Source organism: Psychrobacter sp. 1Y4 (assembly GCF_051847555.1).
This window is the reverse complement of record NZ_JBPYDE010000314.1, coordinates 1-861: the sequence shown is the minus strand read 5'-3', so window position 1 is coordinate 861 and position 861 is coordinate 1. Positions and strand designations below refer to the sequence as shown.

The 861-nt window shown below is 40.5% G+C and carries 1 protein-coding gene; it reads left to right on the top strand.

Going from position 1 to position 861, the window contains the following annotated elements:
• Positions 1–196 precede the first annotated feature (196 nt).
• Positions 197–841, top strand: coding sequence for a copper resistance protein NlpE N-terminal domain-containing protein (locus tag ACS8FC_RS16005; protein ID WP_439297497.1), 645 nt, complete (start codon positions 197–199; stop codon positions 839–841).
• Positions 842–861: the final 20 nt, after the last annotated feature.

The window sequence follows — 861 nt, the reverse complement described above, 5'->3', positions numbered from 1 at the left end:
GAGAGCTCCGTCGCTTTTGAGCGATAAATTGTCTACATTTCAAAAATCAGGTACGCTCTCAAATTCCAATATTTATATTATCGCAAATTTTATACGACCCATTGTCTCGCGTTTTTGGTAACGATATTTACTTAATGTTACCGATAGCATGGGTGATTTTTAGACACACTATTTAAAAAACTGTTTTGGTATGACCATGATATATCTTGCACCTATTTGCTCTACCACATCTACTGTCATAAGACGCTGGGGACCGTCCTTATTAGCGGTGCCACTCTGTGTGCTATTGATAGGCTGTGATAGTGCCTCCTCGAATTCTGATCAAGACATGAGGACTAAAGCTTCATTTGTCGATGCATCAGCAGAATCTGATACGCAAAGCACATCAGAAGAGATAGAAAGCAACAGTATGTCTGAATCAAATCCCGATGACAGTTTGAATGAATCTACAGAAGGGCAATCACTTATTGCTGCTGCCCAATCCAGTAATGAGGGGCATATGCACCCTTCTACTATACACTCGGAATCGAACAGTAGTGCGCTGCAAGCCACGCTAATGGGTGATTACGGTGGTATGGTGCCTTGTGACGACTGCGATAGTATCGATGTCACTTTGAACCTATTTTCTGATGGCTCTGTATTAAAATCTAGCACCTATCACGATGCTGAACAGCAGCGCGCACCGTTACTTGAGTCTGGCGTCTATCGTCAAGACAAAGACAAAATCACCATTGTATATGAAGATAAACATATTGAGTCTTATTATATTCAAGACAATCATCTGATTTTGATAGATGAGCAAAAAAACCTAAATAATGACTATACGTTGTCACGTAAATAGACAGCAAGTGCTTGGTATGC

What these genes read in the sequence shown, in the direction of transcription:
- ACS8FC_RS16005 (WP_439297497.1), top strand. Translation starts at nt 197, where the DNA reads ATGATATATCTTGCACCTATTTGCTCTACCACATCTACTGTCATAAGA.